Annotated in this window: 15 protein-coding genes; 13 read left to right on the top strand and 2 right to left on the bottom strand. The window is 64.9% G+C overall.

Features of this window, described 5'->3' with window-relative positions:
* Window position 1: 1 nt before the first annotated feature.
* The gene (locus K1X11_RS07345) at window positions 2-493 is read right to left on the bottom strand and encodes an RNA polymerase sigma factor (protein ID WP_221031085.1); all 492 of its coding nucleotides are present in this window, start codon (window positions 491-493) and stop codon (window positions 2-4) included.
* A 133-nt stretch (window positions 494-626) separates the two neighbouring features.
* On the opposite strand from K1X11_RS07345, the gene K1X11_RS07340 reads away from it, so the two are divergent.
* The 5 genes from K1X11_RS07340 (at window position 627) to K1X11_RS07320 (ending at window position 4,978) form a co-directional block, all read left to right on the top strand.
* On the top strand, window positions 627-1,019 hold the full coding sequence (locus tag K1X11_RS07340) for a HesB/IscA family protein (RefSeq protein ID WP_221031084.1): 393 nt from the start codon (window positions 627-629) through the stop codon (window positions 1,017-1,019).
* Window positions 1,020-1,134: 115 nt separating this feature from the next.
* The gene (gene infC, locus K1X11_RS07335; RefSeq protein ID WP_221031083.1) at window positions 1,135-1,818 is read left to right on the top strand and encodes a translation initiation factor IF-3; all 684 of its coding nucleotides are present in this window, start codon (window positions 1,135-1,137) and stop codon (window positions 1,816-1,818) included.
* A gap of 12 nt (window positions 1,819-1,830) precedes the next feature.
* Window positions 1,831-2,928, top strand: coding sequence for an N-acetylmuramoyl-L-alanine amidase family protein (locus K1X11_RS07330; protein ID WP_221031082.1), 1,098 nt, complete (start codon window positions 1,831-1,833; stop codon window positions 2,926-2,928).
* A gap of 2 nt (window positions 2,929-2,930) precedes the next feature.
* On the top strand, window positions 2,931-3,317 hold the full coding sequence (crcB, locus tag K1X11_RS07325; protein ID WP_221031081.1) for a fluoride efflux transporter CrcB: 387 nt from the start codon (window positions 2,931-2,933) through the stop codon (window positions 3,315-3,317).
* Between the two features lie 86 nt (window positions 3,318-3,403).
* Window positions 3,404-4,978, top strand: a complete 1,575-nt coding sequence (locus K1X11_RS07320; protein ID WP_221031080.1) for a TIGR03790 family protein — start codon at window positions 3,404-3,406, stop codon at window positions 4,976-4,978.
* A 98-nt stretch (window positions 4,979-5,076) separates the two neighbouring features.
* Here K1X11_RS07320 and K1X11_RS07315 read toward each other — a convergent pair whose 3' ends face one another.
* Window positions 5,077-5,727: a ClpP family protease gene (locus K1X11_RS07315; protein ID WP_221031079.1), complete on the bottom strand. Its 651-nt coding sequence runs from the start codon at window positions 5,725-5,727 to the stop codon at window positions 5,077-5,079.
* A gap of 156 nt (window positions 5,728-5,883) precedes the next feature.
* Between K1X11_RS07315 and K1X11_RS07310 the strand changes: the two genes are divergently transcribed.
* From K1X11_RS07310 to K1X11_RS07275, 8 genes are all read left to right on the top strand, one after another.
* Window positions 5,884-6,396, top strand: coding sequence for a hypothetical protein (locus K1X11_RS07310; protein WP_221031078.1), 513 nt, complete (start codon window positions 5,884-5,886; stop codon window positions 6,394-6,396).
* A 221-nt stretch (window positions 6,397-6,617) separates the two neighbouring features.
* Window positions 6,618-8,012 (top strand): GntP family permease, encoded by a 1,395-nt coding sequence (locus tag K1X11_RS07305; RefSeq protein ID WP_221031077.1) that lies wholly within the window; start codon window positions 6,618-6,620, stop codon window positions 8,010-8,012.
* A 289-nt stretch (window positions 8,013-8,301) separates the two neighbouring features.
* Window positions 8,302-9,087: a c-type cytochrome gene (locus K1X11_RS07300; RefSeq protein WP_221031076.1), complete on the top strand. Its 786-nt coding sequence runs from the start codon at window positions 8,302-8,304 to the stop codon at window positions 9,085-9,087.
* 38 nt (window positions 9,088-9,125) lie between these two features.
* Window positions 9,126-10,871: an SMP-30/gluconolactonase/LRE family protein gene (locus K1X11_RS07295; protein WP_221031075.1), complete on the top strand. Its 1,746-nt coding sequence runs from the start codon at window positions 9,126-9,128 to the stop codon at window positions 10,869-10,871.
* Window positions 10,872-10,954: 83 nt separating this feature from the next.
* A complete protein-coding gene (locus tag K1X11_RS07290) occupies window positions 10,955-14,065 on the top strand; it encodes a YncE family protein (protein ID WP_221031074.1) in 3,111 nt (1,036 codons plus the stop codon).
* The gene (locus K1X11_RS07285; protein WP_221031073.1) at window positions 14,062-15,048 is read left to right on the top strand and encodes a formylglycine-generating enzyme family protein; all 987 of its coding nucleotides are present in this window, start codon (window positions 14,062-14,064) and stop codon (window positions 15,046-15,048) included. Before K1X11_RS07290 ends, K1X11_RS07285 begins: the two co-directional genes overlap by 4 nt.
* Window positions 15,032-16,135 carry a formylglycine-generating enzyme family protein gene (locus tag K1X11_RS07280; protein WP_221031072.1) on the top strand — a complete coding sequence of 368 codons (1,104 nt, stop codon included), beginning with the start codon at window positions 15,032-15,034 and terminating at the stop codon, window positions 16,133-16,135. The genes K1X11_RS07285 and K1X11_RS07280 overlap by 17 nt, the downstream gene beginning before the upstream one ends.
* Window positions 16,132-17,403 (top strand): RidA family protein, encoded by a 1,272-nt coding sequence (locus K1X11_RS07275; protein WP_221031071.1) that lies wholly within the window; start codon window positions 16,132-16,134, stop codon window positions 17,401-17,403. Before K1X11_RS07280 ends, K1X11_RS07275 begins: the two co-directional genes overlap by 4 nt.
* Window positions 17,404-17,422: the final 19 nt, after the last annotated feature.

Here is a 17,422-nt window from a genome sequence, read left to right as displayed (position 1 = left end):
CTTATTGGTCCTTCAGGTTGGTGGCTAATTTTTGGCGAATGCGGGTGAGGCGGGCGCCGACGTTGGTGGCGGTGAGGCCGAGGGCGGTGGCGATCTCGTCGTAGCTGAAACCGTCGAGCTGCAGGAGGATGAGCGCGCGCTCGATCTTGTTGAGGCGGCGGATCTCGGCATAAATCAGGGCGAGGCGCGGGTCTTCCGGCTCAGGCGCGACGTGGACGGGTTCCGCCGCGAGTTTTTCGTGGCGCCGGCGCTGACTGCTTTCACGACGCACCCAAGAAATGGCGCGGTTCAGGGCGATGCGGTAGAGGTAGGACGATACCCGGCTGCCGCCTTGAAAGGCCGGAATGGCGTGCCAGATAGCGAGCTGGATTTCCTGCAACAGATCTTCCCGGTCGGCCGGCCGCTCGCAGTAGGATCGGGCGACCTTGTGCAGGATACCCGCGTGAGCGGTGATCCAGTCCTGGAAGGTGTCGTGTTGATCCGGCGGACTCATGGGTTTGCTCTATCAGGCGCAAGTCGCCGGGGTTTCCTTACACGTTTTCGGAGAAAATGGTGAGTATCCAGTGGGGCAGACTCGGAAGGCCGCTTGATTTGTGCGGCGGCACACCGATAGTCTCCGAGTGACTATGTCGTCCGAAACCGTCACACCGCCACCGGCCACCGCGACTCCCGAAGGGGTGCGCGAGGGCAATGAGAATCTGGTGCGCCTCACCGAGGCCGCCGGGCTCAAGGTGGCTGCGCTCATCGAGCGCGAGCAGCAGGGCAACTACCTGCGGGTGGCGATCACGGGCGGCGGTTGCAATGGCCTCAGCTACAAGCTGCGCTTCGTGCGCGAGCCGCGGCGAGGCGACATTCTGGTGCGCTCCGCCGGGGCGCAGGTGCTGGTCGACCCCAAGACCGCCCTCTACCTGAAGGGCACGGAACTGGACTATTCGGCGAAACTCATCGCCGGCGGTTTCAAGTTCTCCAACCCCAATGCCAAGGCCAGTTGCTCCTGTGGCGAAAGCTTCAGTGTATGACGACGTCCTGTCGTTACTTCCTCTCCGGGACGCACTTTCCCCGCGACTTCGTTGTTGAAATCGCGCTGGGAGCGGGAGAAAAGCGTCCCGATCTACTCGAGTTGAACCTTATTTGATGGCTACATCCTTTTCATTTGGCGGCGGTAAACGTCGCGGCGGTCGAAACTTCCGCCGAAACAATGACCCCTACGCCCATATCCGCCGTAACCAGCGGATTCGGGTCCCCGAAATCCGGGTAATCTCGCCTGAGGGCAAGCAGCTCGGAGTGCTGCCGACCGAGAAGGCGTTGACCCTCGCGCAGCAGTTCAATCTGGACCTGGTCGAGGTCGCCCCGCAGGCCCGCCCGCCGGTGTGCCGCATCATGGATTTCGGCAAGTATGTCTACGAGGAGTCGAAGAAGTCTTCGCACTCCAAGTCGACCGCTTCGAAAATCAAGGAGGTGGAGCTGTCCCCGCGCATCGACGATCACGACCTCGTGACCAAGCTGCGTCACGCCGAGGAGTTCCTTAATGAGGGCGCCAAGGTGAAGCTGCGGCTTAAGTTCCGCGGCCGTGAAATGGCCCACACCGAGATCGGTTTCCAGGTCATGACGCGCGCCATCGAGGAACTCGTGGGCATGGGTCATGCCGACAGCGAGCCGAAGCTCAACGGCCGCCAGATCAACGTCATGATGACGCCGCATCCGGCCAACAAGCGGAAGCTGAAATATTACACGCCGAAGGCCAAGGGGCCCGCGCCCGACGAGCATAAGTCGAGCGGTGACGCTCCGGCTGACGACGAAGCGTCCGACGAGTCCTGAGTTTTCCCGGCCATGCGACGTCCATGGCTGTTCTGCAAACATCCCGCCGGTCTCCCCCGGCGGGATGTGCTGTTTTCTGCTCACGGTCTGCTCGTGGCGCTTTGCATTCTGCTGGGATCGGTGGGGGCGACAAACGCAGCATCGGCGGCGACGCCCGCGGAGACGTTTCGGGCCACCGACCACCTGCCGACGGTGCCGGTGGGCGAGTCGCACTACCTCGACGTCGCCGCGTTCCTGGCCCGCTACAATTTAAGCGGGGAGTGGATCGAGCCGGGCAAACGGCAACGCTTCGCCAGCGCGTGGACGACGATCGTGTTGGAGGTCGATTCGCGCGAGATCGAGTTCAACGGCCTGCGCCTCTTCATGGGACTGGGCACGGTGGTGCGCGAGGGGCGGATCTGGATCGATCGCATCGATGCCGAGAAGCTGCTGGCACCCTTGCTGCGGCCGGCGACCTACGCCGATAGCCTGCGGCCGGTGAAGCGCATCGTGATCGATGCGGGGCACGGCGGTAAGGACGGCGGGACGGCGCACAAAACGTTTAAACTGCAGGAGAAGACCTTCGCCCTCGATGTGGCCAAACGGCTCAAAGCGCTGCTCACCGCGCAGGGGTTTGAGGTGGTGATGACGCGGGAGGACGACACCTACATCGGTTTGGCGGAGCGGGCCCTCATCGGCCAGCAGGCGAAGGCCGATCTGTTTGTGAGCGTGCATTTCAATGCGGCGGGACGGGAGAGTGTGCGCGGCACCGAGACCTACATCTGCACGCCGCAGCACCAGCGTTCGACGTCGAGCGACAAGGACGATCCGAGCGACCATACCCATGAGCTCGGCAATGGCAGCGACCCGTGGAATGCAGTGTTGGGTTACCAGATGCATCGTAGCCTGCAGGGCCAGATCGGATCGGTGGACCGCGGTCTCAAGCGGGCGCGGTTTGCCGTGCTGCGGCTGGCGAAGTGTCCGGCGGTGCTGGTGGAATCGGCCTACCTGACCAATGACGCCGAAGCCCGGAGGATTGCCTCACCGGAGTTTCGCGCCGAGATTGCCCGCGCGATCGCCAACGGGGTGGTCGCTTATGCGAACCTCGTGCTGTCCACCCAATCCTCCTGACCATGTCGATTTCCCACCTCCTCATTGCCGGCCTCGGAGGCGCCCTGGGATCGATGCTGCGGATGGGGGTGGCCTGGTGGGTGCCGGCGGGCAAGTTGCCCTGGGGCACCATGCTGGCCAATCTGCTGGGCTCGCTCGTGATCGGGTTTGTGCTCGGTCGGTTGGGGGAGACCGGAGCGACGGATCAGCCGCATTGGCACGCCTTTGCCGCGATCGGTTTTTGCGGTGGGTTCACCACCTTCTCGAGTTTCAGCTGGCAGACGCTGGAGCAGGTGCGGCAAGGGCAGATCGGGACAGCGCTGCTGCATGTGGCGGTGTCGGTCTTGGTCTGCGTGGTCATGACGTGGTTGGGCTGGCGACTCGGCCGTTTGTGGACGGGCGCCGCATGAGAGGTTGGCTGAGGCTGGTTGGGTGGGTGCTCGGGCTCGGAGGGACCGCGGGCCTGATCGCGGCGACGCCGTTGACCTTTGCCCCTGTGCCCGACGAGGCGGAGCGGGTCGTGATCGTGGCCAACGCCAACGATCCCGACTCGGTGCAGTTGGCGCGGTTTTACGCCGACGAGCGGGCCATCCCGCGGGCCAACATCGTGGCGTTGGATTTGCCGGCCGGGGAGGAGATCAGTTGGCCGATTTACGTGACGCAGCTTCTGGAGCCGCTGCGGAGTTGGTTGATCGAGCACGATTGGCTGCAGGCCGTGCCGATGAATCTGGTGGATGACGCCGGACGCACGCGTATGTCGATATCGAGCCACCGTATCAGTTATTTGGTGACGGTGCGGGGAGTGCCGCTGAAGATCCGCCAGTCGGATGAAATTCCCTCTGATGGCCCGGAGTCGGATCGGCAGGCGGTGCGCACCAATCGGGCGGCGGTGGATTCCGAGTTGGCGGTCCTGGCGGTCAACGAATCGCGGCGGCACGGTTATTTGCCGAATCGGCTTTTTCAGAAGAACCGGCCGGATCTGTGGGAACGCGGGAGCGTGGTGCGGGTGGCACGACTCGACGGACCGTCCTATCCGGCCGCGCGCAACCTGGTGGAGTCGGCCTTGATCGCTGAGCGACGGGGCCTGATCGGGCGCGCGATAGTGGATATCGGCGGCCCGCACAAACTGGGCGATACGTGGTTTGGCGATACGGAAAAGGCGCTTACGGCGGCGGGCTGGGCGCCGCAGGTGGACCGGGAGAAGAGCACCTTTCCGGCGGAGGCGCGAGCGGATGGCGTGGCGTGGTATATGGGGTGGTATACGAGTCGGGTGAACGGACCATTTTTGCCGCCGGACTACGAGTTTGCGCCGGGGGCGATCGCGTTGCACCTGCACAGTTTTTCGGCGTCGTCACTGCGGTCGCTCAACAATGGCGGCTGGGTCGGGCCACTGGTCGGGCGGGGCGTGGCGGCGACCTTTGGCAATGTGTATGAACCGTATCTGGAGTTCACGCATCGGCCGCAGCACATCGTGCGGGCGTTGCTGGCGGGGGCGACCTTGGGGGAGGCGGCGTATTTTTCCATCCCGGTTTTGTCGTGGCAGAGTGTGGTGATCGGCGACCCGTTGTATCGACCATCCGCGGTGAGTTTCGAGGCGCAATGGGCGGCGCGCGACGAACTTCCCGGGCGGTTCGCCTCCTACCTCGGTTTGCGGCAACTCGGCATGATGGCGATGTCCGAGGCTCCGATGGAGGAACGCCTGGCGTTGGCCAATGGCGTAATGGCGAAACACCCCTCGCTGGCGATGGCGCTCGCGCAGGCGCAATTGAAAGAAGCGGCGGGCGACCGGGCCGGGGCGTTGCGGGCGCTGGGGCTCGTGGCCTACATGCGGCGGGTGCGGGCGGATGAACGGGGCTTGGTGATCACCATCAGCCGGCAACTGGTGGAATGGGAGGACCCGGCGACTGCCTTGAAGGCGTGGGGCAATCTTTTGAATCAGGAGCTCCCCAAGGAGCAGCGCGTGGCGTGGCTGCGGGAAGCGGTGACGGTGGCGCGGGCGGCGGGCGAGTTCAGCCAAGCGGCCGATTGGGAGCAGGAGATCACGCTGCTCACGACGGACGTGAAGAATTAGGAAAGGCGTGGGCGGCTGATCACGGCCCGCGGCCACAAAAAAGCCCCGCACCTTGAGTGGCGCGGGGCTGAAAGGGAGTCGGTGTCGGCGCGGCGACCTCAGACCTTTTCCACGATCTCGTCGGCGAGACCGTATTCGATCGCTTCCTTGGCGTTGAGGTAGAAGTCGCGATCGGTGTCCTGATTGATGCGCTCGATGGGCTGACCGGACGCTTCGGCGAGGATCTGGTTCAGTTCTTCGCGCAGCTTTTCCATTTCCTGAGCCTGGATATGAATATCGGTGGCGGGGCCGGTGAAACGACCAGAAATGAGCGGCTGGTGAATGAGCACGCGGCTGTGCGGGTAGAGGAGGCGACGACCCTTGGGGGCGCCGGAGAGCAGGATGGAGCCCATGGAAGCGGCCATGCCGGTCACCACGACGGTGATGGGCGAGGTGATGAGCTTCATGGTGTCGTAGACAGCCATGCCGGCGGTCACGGAACCACCCGGGCTGTTGAGATAGAAGATGATCTCTTTGCCGGGTTTCATGGCCTCGAGATACAGGAGCTTCTCGGTGAGATCCTTGGCGGAGGCGTCAGTGACGGGGCCCCAGAGAAAGATTTTCCGCTGATCGAGGAACTTCTTTTGGATGAGGGCGGTGACGGGAGCCGGACCCTTGGAGGGCACCTCTTGGTCCTCGTCCTCATCATCGTCGTCGTCGAGGCGGGGAGTGGGTTCTTTGAGGCCGGGCTGAAGATTCGAAAAGTGCATGGAAGACAAACGGTGGGAAGAGAGGGCGGATTTGGCAAGCGGCAGGAAAGATCCGTCGCGAAGCCGGGTGGGCCGCGTCGGAAGGAGGGAATCGACCCGCCGGAGCTAAAGTTAAGCCGCGGCGGGGACGTTGTTGAAAGCAACCCCCTGATAATCATGAGATTCACTGCAAAACTCCTGCTTCTCGTGCTCGTCACCTGCACCCCGGGTTGGGCGAGCGAACCTGTAACTGTGACCGCGACCAGCGCCATTCGCGTGGCGTGGGTGGAGCGAGGCGCCAAATCCGAGGAGGTGACTGAGCTGCAGCGCACCTTCGCGCCCGTCTTCCGCGTCGCCCTCGAAGGGATCTACGGCGACCACACCGAAGTGGTTTTCGAGGTCATGTCGTCGAGTCGGGCGGCCCAGCGGCTTGAGCGTCGCGAGGTCGATGCGGTGCTGCAGTTTGCGACCAAACTTTCGCGGCGGCTGCAGGCCGATGAACACCATGTGCTACGCGCCGAATCGGTGGCGGAGCCGGGGCGCTACGTGGCGTTTTTGGTGCTGCCGGAGGCGCAGTCGACTTTGCAGGACCTGTTGGCCAACGCGTTTTCGGCTTCGATTAACCACTATGAAGTGCGTGCCTCGTTGCACGACGAGCTGCCGCTGTTCGAGCTGGCCGCGGGTTGGTAGCGGACACCGCGGTCGATCAACGTTCCGCAGACTCGATCGCGGCCACGCGTAAACGGCTTGGCCCCGGTCGGCGAGAGCCCCTAGGGCTTGGGGGCTGCTTACCCCTCCCCAGCCCCTATGATGCTTTTGCCCCGTTTTGAATCGGCGGCGCCTGTCGTGGCGTCGCGCTCGTTGAACTTTATCCACGCCGCGATGGTGGGGCATGGCGCGGAGGTGGCGGTATGATCGCCGTAGCGGTGATCGCCGCGGCGACGGGCGCGGGCGCGGCGGCTCCGGTGGCCGGACCGATGATCGCGCTCGGCGTGGGCGTGGCGTTTGTGGTGCTGGGCATCGCACGCTGGCGCATGCATCCGTTTTTCGCGCTGATGGGCGCGGCGGTGGCGGTGGGCTTGGTGACGGCGTGGGGCGGCTGGAGCGAGCTCACGCCGATCGATGCGATCGGGCATGCCACGGCGGCGCTGGGGCGTTCGGCGGGCGGCATCGCGGTGATCATTGCGATGGCGGCGGTGATTGGCGAGTGCCTCACCGTGAGTGGCGGCGCGGAGCGGGTGGTGAACGCGCTGCTGCGCCTGTGGGGGGAGAAACGAGCGGGCGTGGCGCTGCTGCTCTCAGGCCTGGTGCTCGCGATCCCGGTGTTTTTTGACACGGTCTTCCTCTTGCTGCTGCCGCTGGCGCGGGTGTTGGCGGTGCGCACGGGCAAGGACTACTTGTTTTACGTGATGGCGCTGTGCGCGGGCGCAGTGATCGCGCACAGCACGGTGCCGCCGACGCCGGGGCCGCTGTTGGTGGCAGAGGAGCTGGGTCTGAGCATGGCGGTGGCGATCGGCGGTGGGCTCGCTTGTGCGGTGGTGCCGGCAGCGGGCACGCTGATGTTGGCGCGTTGGCTGGGTAAACGGGTGATCGTGCCGCAACCCAAGCTGGCGGCGGAAGACGAAGCCATGGCCGGGCGCCCCTTGCCGGGACTGTGGGGATCGCTGGCGCCGGTGACCCTGCCGCTGGCTATGATCGGAGGGGCTTCGGTGGCGGGCCTGGTGTTGAGCGGGGATCTGCCGATGTGGCTGCAGTTGGTGGGAGACAAACACGTCGCGCTCGGCGTGGGCACGGTGGCGGCGTTGGCCTTGGCCCTGCGTAGCGAGCGTGGGCGGGCGGAGTCGTTGCACACCTTGTTGGGCCGGCCGCTGGAATTGGCCGGGCCGATCATTTTGATCACGGCGGCGGGCGGCGCGTTTGGCGCGATGTTGCGAGATGCGGGAATCGGCGAGGCCGTGACCACGTTGGCGGCTGGGCGGGAATTGAACTTCGTGCTGCTGGGGTGGCTGTTGGCCGCCGTGCTGCGCGTGGCGCAGGGGTCGGCCACCGTGGCGATGATCACGTCGACCGGCATGCTCACGGCGGCCGCCGGTGAAGCGGGGTGGGGTGTAAATCCCCTCTTCGTGTTTTTGGCGATCGGCTACGGCAGCGTGGTGCTCTCGTGGGCCAATGATTCGGGCTTCTGGCTGGTGAGCCGCATGTGTGGCTGGGACGAACGCACGACGCTCAAGAGCTGGACGGTGGTGCTTACCGCGGTGTCGTTGTTGGGTCTCGCGGAGGTGCTGATTCTGTCGGCGATTTTCTGACGCGCGGCCCCTGTCGGCGGACGGCGGAGCTGATTGTTCGGTTGCTTAATAGATAAGTTCATCTTCATGGCAACTCGCGCCACATTAGGTGCGATTTACCACTATCGGGTGGCGAGGGCCGACGGGGCCCGGCAACAAGCGCCCCGTCGTTCGTCGCCGAAGCCCCTGCGGATACGTTTCGTGGGTAAGCGGAGATGGCGAAGGCCAGCCCCAAGCAAACCCCATGTCATACCCCTTGAGCAGGACCCGGTGGTCCTTACGGAAACTTGTAGTCGCATCCCTCGCCCTGGTGGCAGCCGGTGCGGTCGGTTTCCTGTGGTGGTTCCGCCAGCCCGAATCAACGCCCGCGTTGCGAGGTCGGCGGGTTGCGGAAGCGCAGGGGTGTTTTGCCTGTCACGGCGTGGATGGGATCGGCGGCAAAGCCAACCCGGGCTCGCGCAGCGGTGAGGTGCCGGGCTGGGATGGGCCGACGATGGCCGCACTCTGTCTCGACGAGGCGGAAATGGCCGAGTGGATCGATGACGGACGTCCGGCGCGTCTGGTCGCGTTGGACGGTATCCTGCCGGAGAATCCAACTGTGCCGATGCCGGCCTATCGCGATCGGCTGAGCGCGCAGGACCGCGCGGATCTATTGGCCTACCTGCAAGTCATCTCGGGCTTCGGCTTGGCGATGAGCGATGATGTTTACGAAGGCCGGATGGCGGCGCAGCGGCTCGGCTGCTTCGACTGCCATGGTCCGGCGGGCATCGGTGGCACGCCCAATCCGGGCAGCCTCAAAGGTTACATCCCGGCGTGGGACGGCAGTGACTACGCCCACTTGGTGCGCGACGAAGCGGAGTTTCGCGAGTGGACCCTCGATGGCCGAGTGGCGCGACTGAATCAAAATCGGGTCGCCCGCTACTTCCTCGACGGCCAAGTCATCCAGATGCCGGCCTACCGGGCGCACATCAGCGATCTGGAGCTCAATCAAATCACGGCCTACCTGAGTTGGCTGCGCAACGAGTCGACGGTGGGGCGGGAGGCTGCACCGGCCGAGTTGCACAAAATCCTCGGTGTGATCGGAGGGCAGCAATGACGCGTGTGGTGAGATTTTGGATACTTTGCGCCTGCCTGGTGACGGGCGCGCTGCGCGCGGACCGCCCCGCCGCGCCGGTGCATGCGTCGCCGCAGGCGCTGTGCCTTTCGCCGGATGGCGCCTTGGTGGCGGTGGTGAACGCCACCAGCGACTCGGTGAGTTTTATCGATGCCACCACGCACGCGGTGCTGCGGCAGGTGCCGGTGGGGCAGCGACCCAACCACGCCCGTTTCTCCGCCGACGGCCGTCAGCTCTACGTTTCCTGCGCGTGGGACGGCACCATCGATGTGGTGGACGTTGCCGCGGGCAAGGTGAGCGCGCGCTGGGATGCGGGGGGCACTCCGAACGGCGTGGCCCTCTCGCCGGATGGTGCGACGCTTTACGTGGTGGATGCGTCCGAAGATCGGGTGCGGGCGATCGATGTAGGGTGTGGACGGATACAGTGGGAGACGCCGGTGCGCAATCAGCCGCGCTACGTGACGACCACGCCGGATGGTGCGCGGGTGTTGGTGAGCAACAACCTCGGGCGCACGCTCACCATCGTGGAGGCGGCGACGGGCCGGGTGGCGGAGCAACGCGATCTTGGCCGCTGTTCGATGCTGCGCGAGGTGGTGACCTCGAGCGACGGCCGCTGGGCTTTTGTCGCCAACTTAGTGTCGCACGACGAGATGCCCACGCTGCAGATCGAGCGCGGGTGGATTCACTCCAATGGCTTTACGATCATGGACCTGGAGCAGCCCGGCCATCGGGTGACGCTCCTGCTCGACCATCTCCTGCAGGGCGCGGCCAACCCGACGGGTTTAGTCCTCTCGGCCGACAACCGGTGGCTCTACGTGAGTCTGGCGGGCATCCATGAGATCGCGATCGTCGATGTGGCGAAGGCCTTGGAACTCGCCGCCACGGCGCAGACCGCGGATGACGTGCGGCGGCTGCAGGAAAACGTGGAGATCGTGGAGCAGCTGGGCATCGCCCGACGCGTGTCTTCCGGTGGCCTCGGTCCGCGCAGCGTGGCGCTCGATGAAGCCCGCGGGGAGCTGTGGGTGGCCCATTATTTCAGCGATGCGGTGGCGGTGCTTGATGCGAACTGCGGCACGGTGAAAGAAAGCATTCCGCTGCATGATCCGGTGGAGATGTCGTTGTGGCGGCAGGGGGAACTGCTCTCCTGCGACGCGCGCATGTGTTACCAAAATTGGTTCAGCTGCGTGAGCTGCCACCAGGAGGACGGCACGGTCGACGGGCTCAACTGGGACCTTGCCAACGACGGCCTGGGCAATCCCAAGAGCGCCAAGGATCTGATCAACGGTCACGATACCGCACCGGCCATGTGGGGGGCGGTGCGGGCGAGCCTCTTCGATGGCATCGCGGGCGGCCAACGCTTTGAGGGGTTTGTGGCCGATCAGGATCGGCAGGACGCGCTGGAAACCTACTTCGGCTCGCCGGAACACGTGCCCAATCCCTACCAGCGGCGGCAATCGCCGGAGTTGATCGAGCGCGGGCGGCTCATCTTCCTCGCGGCGGGCTGCGACATCTGCCACCCGGCGCCGCGCTTCACCGATCAGAAGTTGCACGACCTCGGTTTCAAAACGGTCGACGATTTCCGCGCGCGTTTTGATACGCCCTCGCTGCGCAACGTGTATCGCAATGGCCCGTGGTTGCACGACGGGCGGGCGATGACGCTCGAAGCCATTTTCACCGATCACAATCCGGACGATGTGCATGGCCGCACCCGCGGTCTCTCGTCCGCTGAACTCGCGGCGCTCGTCGCCTACCTGCGCACCCTGTGAGCTCAACTCGTTTTCATTCCTCTTGGTTTTCCCGCGGCCGTTCTGGTCGTTGGTTTGTAGTTGTGTCCTTGGGAGCAGCAGCCGTGTTTGCCGCTGCTCCCTTCCACAACACGCCGACGCCGCCCGCCCAATACGGTCGCCAGCAGGTGAGCTACACGCCGACCGATGAGGCGGGGCAGGTGAAGGGCCGGCCGGTGTCGCGCTTCGGCATGTTGACCAGTCGGCAATGGGCCTACGGCGAAACGTGGAAACGTGAAAACCTCACCCCGGTGACCAACCCCAATCCCGCGCCGGAACCCCGGCCGTTGCGCGATCATCCCTACGATGTGTTGGTTTCGGCCGATGGCACCAAGACCTATCTGAGCCTGCTCGGCTCGGAGGCGAATCCCGGCCACGAAGTGATCGTATGTGACGCCCAGACGGGACAGGTGCTGCGCCGCATCACCTTGGCGCTGCCCGGCAGTGGCGACGAGCCCGGCACGGGTCCGTCGCGGATGGAGCTGCACCCGGATGGACGCTTCCTCGTGGTGCTGAATCGCTTTTCGAATTTCGCCAGTGTGATCGATACGGCGCGCGACGTGGTGTGCGCGGAGATCCCGCTGGACTTCTATTGTCAGGACCTGGTCTTTAACGCCGACGGCGGCATCGCCTACGTGTCCAATCGTTATCTGGAGCAGGTGCTGCTGGTGGACGTTACGGTCGAACCGGGGCAGGGCGGGGCCGAGCCGATTTTCCGCGGGCAACAGCGCGTGCTCGGCGGCTTTGACGAAGCGGCCTACATCGCGCCCGAAGGCGTGGGGCCGGTGCTGCAGGCGCACTGCGGCACCATCGGTTGCCACGATGAATACCGCGGTGGGTTTGTGGCGGGAGCGGATCTGTCGGCCAGCTTTGCCACCGCGCTGGAGCACTTGGTGCCCGGGCAGGCGGAGGAGAGCCGCTTGCTGCGCGCGGTCACGCGGTCGCGAGATGGTGGATACGCCGACATCCTGCCTTACTTCCGCAGTCATGCCGGGCAGACCGTGGTGTTTCCCGATGCGACGAATGACGCCGACTACCAAAAGCTCGCGACGTGGGTGAATGAGACCCGGCCCGGTCCCGGCATCCCGGTGGGCAACCCGGGGAGCAAGCCTATGGCGCTGGCGCTGGGATCGGAGGGGCGCTACCTCTACGTCGGCAACACCGGCACGCAGGATATCTCGATCATCGATCTGAAGCTCGGCTGTGAAGTGGGCGCGATCTACGTGCAGAACGCGGTAGCCGACCTGGTGGTGCATCGTGCGCCGGAGAACGGCCACGACTGGCTGCTGGTGGCGACGATGGGCGTGGGCTTCGGCGTGAGCAAGGAGCGCGACCCGTGGGGTTCGGAGACTTGGGATGAGACGGCGGTGGCGGCGCAATTCAGCGTGCATCGCGACGTCGACACCGCAGAGGTGTTGCCCAAGGACCAACAGGAGATTCTCGGACCGTATGACGCGATCGATGGCACGGCGGGCATCAAGTTCCGCGATATTCAGAACGATCTTGTGGCGATCGACGTATCCGCGCTGTCGATACCGGAGACGCCGCCGACCGACGGCCTGACCTATTTGCTCAAAGCCAACCGCTACGAATCGCATCGCGGTTGGGTGCGCTACACCTCCGACACGGCGGAGTCGCTCTACGGCGACGTGAAGGGTGACATCCCGCCGGACCTCATGCGCGTGGTCGGTGCGTTGCCGCTGCGTTTGGTCAAGCAGGACGACCGGCTTTACGTCTGCATGCAGGGCAGCAATCAGGTGCAGGAGTTACGCATCGAGCCGACGGCGAGTGACCCCAGCAATGTGCTGACGCCGACGCGGGTTTTTGCCACCGGGTTTGAGCCCTGTGGCCTGGCGGTCGCCCCGACGAATACCCCAACGTCGGGGCGGCTGTTTACCGCCAACTTCCTGGGTGGCACCATGTCGCTCATCGATACCGATGTGCGCTGGCGGCAAGGTGCCGGCTACCAGACCGAGCCATCGACCGAAGTCGTGGTTGATCCCTCGGTGCTGCAGCTGCCCGTGCCGGCCACCGACGCGGAACGCGGAGAACTGCTGGTGCACAACTCGATGTTCTCCTCGGACCATGACAGCGCCTGTGTGAGTTGCCACTTCCAGGAAACCGGGGACGGGCGGCCGTGGGGCGTGAGCCAGGTGGTGGGGCAGGAATACCTGTCGGGCGAGGATCGGGTGGGGCAGTTGATCGAAGGCACCACCATGATGGTGCCGCAACAGCGCGGCCTTTGGGGCCTGCAGCCGTTTTTCTTCGAAGGCACGCTCTCGGTGTATGATCCGCGTTCGATGCTGATGGAGCATTGCCCGGCGGACGACTTCCGCGGAGTGACGCCAGCGGGCGACTACCGGGCGATCGAGGCCCACGAGCCTCTGCACGCGATCGCCGACGTGCAGTCGAAGATGAACTCTCAGGCGACGAGCGAGGCGGGCATCGAAGAGCGGCGCAACGCGTTCTTCCGCGAGGCGACGCTGCGCACGATGGGGAAGAGTTTTGTGCTCCGTGATTTCCAGCGCTTTGTGGGCGAATGGCAGGCCAACGAACCGCGCCTGATGCCGGTGCCCTTTGATCAGGAGAATGCCTCGGTGTTGCGCGGGCGGGCGTTGTTTAATGAAGCCCAGACGGGTTGTGCGTCCTGTCACCCGGCGCCGCATTTTGCGAAGAAGGACATGCCCAACAATCCGCGCCAAGTGGTGCCGCCGCAGGTGACGATGAGTGTGCGGGATGGATCGTTTACGCTCTTGAGCATGGAGCGACTGGATGCGTTGGCGGGGATCATTCGTGATCTTGAGCCTTGGGATCCGGGGCGCTCGGAAGACGAGCAGGTGCACTACACTCCTTTCGGTCTGCGCGGCATGTGGGATCGTCCGCCGGTCTTCCTGCACAACGGCATCGCACGCACGGTGCGTGAAGTTGTTTCGGTGCCGGGCCAGACTCACCTGCGCCGCTTTAAATACGAACCGTTGATGGGTGGTGAACCGGAGCGTCCGCATCGCCGCGAGGTGGGCTTCAACGAGACCTATTTCGTCAAAGCGCGGAACGATAAAAACAAAACGCACCTCGATACGGGCGGGCGCATCGGGAGCGACACCCACGGTGGCACCTCCCACCTCACCGCGACGCAAATCGACGACCTCGTGAACTACCTGCTCTCCATCCAATGAAACGCGGCCTGATCCTTTTCTGCTGCGTGGGCAGCCTGAGTTTTGCCGGTGCCGCTACGGGCACGGATGGCCCGCGCGACGACGCGCCGATGGTGGAGATCCCGGCGACAACCTTTACGATGGGCACCGACGAGCGGCATCCGGATCACACCGCCATTCCGGCGGAGGGGCGGCCCTTGCATCCGCCGCAGGTCTTGGCGGCGCGTGCCGAAGCGGCGTGGTCGCACGCCGACGAACGACCGGCGCGACAGGTGCGGGTGGATGCGTTTGCGATCGATCAGCACGAGGTGACCAACGCGCAATACCGTCGCTTCCTCGAGTGGATCCGCCGCACCAACGATCACCGTTACTGCGCGGCCGACGAACCGGCCGACAAAGATCACACGCCGCGCTACTGGCAGGACTTTAATCCGCTGCTGCGCGACGAAGCGTATCGTCCGCTCGCGCAGTATGGCTCGGCAGACACCTTTGGCGCGGACGACAAGCCGGTCGTGGGCGTGGATTGGTGGGATGCCTACGCCTACGCCGCATGGGCGGGCAAACGCCTGCCGACCGAAGCGGAGTGGGAACTCGCGGCTCGCGGCACCGATGAACGGCGTTGGCCCTGGGGCAATCGCTGGGACTGGGGCATGGCCAATATCGGCGGTGAGAAGCTTGGGGCCGACGTGAATGCGAAAGGGCGCGAGAAGGACGGATTCATTTACCCGGCGCCCGTGGGCAGCTTCCCGGCTGGTCGCAGTCCCTACGGCTGCGAAGACATGGCGGGCAACGCCGCCGAATGGTGCGCCGATTGGTATCAGGCTGACATCGGCGAACACGGCGCCACCCGCAACCCCACCGGTCCGGCCAAGGGCGAGACGCGTGCGGTGCGCGGCGGTGGCTCCAACAACATGGCCAGCAACGTGCGCTGCACGGTGCGGTTTCATCACGAGCCGGAGTTCCGGCACTTCACCCTCGGATTTCGTTGTGCCCAAGATCGCTAAACTCCTCGCTCAATCTCTGCTCGGCACCACGGCGGCGCTCGGCCTGGCGACCGCAGCGGAGGTCGGCGACCTGCCGCCGCCCGACATGGTGCTGGTGCCGGCGGGGCCCTTTGTGATGGGGGCGGATGATGGCCTCTACGACGAGGCGCCGGCGCATCGCGTGTATTTGGATGCCTACTACATCGATCGGCACGAAGTGACGGTGGCGGAGTTTGCCGCTCACGTGCGGGCGGTGGGATCGTGGGATGAGACGGAAGGGGATTGGTTTCGCTACAGTGTGGAGGGCTGTATCGACCTGCTGCGGCATTATGAGCAACGGTATGGGTTGCCCTATGCGCAGGCGGTGGCGGCGGACGAGGCGAGCGGGGGGACGGAGTCCGTGCAATGGGCTCGAGACACTTTGCGTTGGCGTGCCGGGGTGGCGGCTTTGCGTGAACTTATAGGGCTGGACCACCCTTGGCACGCCGACGCATCCATTGAAGACCTCGTGCCGGACCCGACGGCGCGGGCGCTGATCGAAGCGCAGGCATCGTTGCCGGTGCGCAGCGTCTCGTGGCGGGACGCCGCGGGCTACGCCGCGTGGGCCGGCAAACGGCTGCCGACGGAGGCGGAGTGGGAAAAGGCCGCGCGCGGCACCGACGCGCAGGTGTATCCGTGGGGCCATGACTACGGTGAAGGCCTCGCGCACGCCGGGCTGGCGTGGTCGGTCGGGCCGTCGCCGGTGGGAAGCCATCCGCAGAGCGCCGGTCCCTACGGTTGTGAAGACATGGCCGGCAACGTGTGGGAGTGGTGCGCCGATTGGTATGGCCCGGCCAGTTATACGCAAACGCCGCGCGACCGAAATCCGCAAGGGCACGAAGGTTTGGCGGACGGCCGTATCGCCGGACCCGACGCGGCGGCACCTCTTTTTCAGCAAAACCAACAAGGCCGCGAAACCAACACGCGCAAAGTCGTGCGGGGAGGTTGTTGGGCGGACGGAGCGCCTGGTCAGACGGCGTTCAACCTTCGCGCCAGTCGGCGCCTCTGGGCGAACCCGGGTTATTGGCAGCCCGACACCGGGTTTCGCTGCGTCAAAGATCTACCATGAACACCACCTCTGCAACTACCCCTGTTCACCCCACCGACCGAGACTCCCGCGTCAGTTGTTTGACCACCGCCCAACCCGCCGCTGCAGCCACCCTGGCGACAACGGACCAGATTGACGGCTGCCGTTTGGAGGTGCGCTGCACCGAACGGCCCTCCTTCTACGAATACCATGTGACTGCGCTGGTGGAGGAGCACACCGATACGGTGGAGGGCGCCCGGGCGATGTTGCGGGTGGTGGCGGATTATCTGACGGAGCATCGAATCCAACCGATCTCCGAAAAGATTTACGGCCGGTCGGAGGTGCGCACCCCGGTGTTGGCGCTGCGCGATGAGATCTTTCGCCATCACGAACTCGACGTGCGAGCGATCCCCACCTGGCTCGAAGGGCTGCCGCTGGGCAACTGTGCCGTGGTCGGCCAACAGATCTGGGGCGTCGTGCCGCGGGTGCGCGGCGTGGAAGTGACGACGGTCGAGACGCCCGGCGTGGGTTACGCCCGCCTTTGGGAGGCGCCCGGCTTCCGGATGTTGCACCTGCCGTTTGTGCGCGGCACACGCGAGGATGGCTCGCTGGTGGGGGACGAGCCGGCGCAGACCGAAGCCATGTTTGCCAATGCCGAGATCGCGCTGAAGTCACAAGGATTTGGATACGCCCAAGTGGTGCGCACCTGGATCTACATGGGTCAGCTGTTGGAGTGGTATGACGACTTCAACCGCGTGCGCACCTCCTACTATCGGCCGGCGGGCTTCGGGGGGCCGGATGGGTTGCCGTATCCGGCCAGCACCGGGATTCAATGTCATTGCGCCGACGAGGCCTGCATGATGGACGTGCTGGCGGTCGAGGAGCGCGGCGATACGGGCGTGACGGAGCCGGTGGCCACTGCGATTCAACGCAGCTCGCGGCAGGAGCAGTCGTTCAACTATGGCTCGGCGTTCTCGCGGGGCATGCGTATCGAAATCGAAGGGCGGCGCACGGTGCACATCTCTGGCACGGCCAGTATCAATCCGGCGGGCGACAGTGTGCACATCGATGACCCTGAGTTGCAGTGCTTGGAGACGCTCATGTGCATCGCGGCCATTTTGGAGGATGAAGGCGGATCGCTGCGCAACATCACCTCGGCGACGTTGTTCTGCAAAACCGAGGAAACGTGGGCCGCTTGGCAACGCGTCTGCCGACTGCTGCAGGTGCCGGACATCCCTTTCGTGCCGGTGAAAGCCGACGTGTGCCGCGACGATCTCCTGGTGGAGATGGAAGCGATCGCCATGATCTGAGCCGCGCTGCGGCGCGGTG

Origin of the sequence: Actomonas aquatica (assembly GCF_019679435.2) — a bacterium.
GTDB classification, from domain to species: domain Bacteria; phylum Verrucomicrobiota; class Verrucomicrobiia; order Opitutales; family Opitutaceae; genus Actomonas; species Actomonas aquatica.
The sequence above is the reverse complement of the archived record's forward strand: the minus strand, read 5'-3'. Positions and strand labels throughout refer to the sequence as shown.